This window comes from Pseudomonas sp. QLc11A, assembly GCF_052112305.1.
GTDB lineage: Bacteria > Pseudomonadota > Gammaproteobacteria > Pseudomonadales > Pseudomonadaceae > Aquipseudomonas > Aquipseudomonas laurylsulfatiphila.
In genome coordinates this window covers 1-264 of record NZ_JAVAJJ010000084.1, presented here as the reverse complement: position 1 = coordinate 264, position 264 = coordinate 1, and the positions used below count along the sequence as shown (strand labels likewise).

Below are 264 nucleotides of genomic sequence, written 5' to 3'. Positions count from 1 at the left end.
ATCCTCCAAGGCTAAATACTACTGACTGACCGATAGTGAACTAGTACCGTGAGGGAAAGGCGAAAAGAACCCCGGAGAGGGGAGTGAAATAGATCCTGAAACCGTATGCGTACAAGCAGTGGGAGCCTACTTTGTTAGGTGACTGCGTACCTTTTGTATAATGGGTCAGCGACTTATTTTCAGTGGCGAGCTTAACCGAATAGGGGAGGCGTAGCGAAAGCGAGTCTTAATAGGGCGTCTAGTCGCTGGGAATAGACCCGAAAC

General features: G+C 49.2%; 1 rRNA gene. It reads left to right on the top strand.

The features are described 5' to 3' along the window. Positions 1-264 (top strand): 23S ribosomal RNA (locus Q8X48_RS30005); the annotation flags it as partial.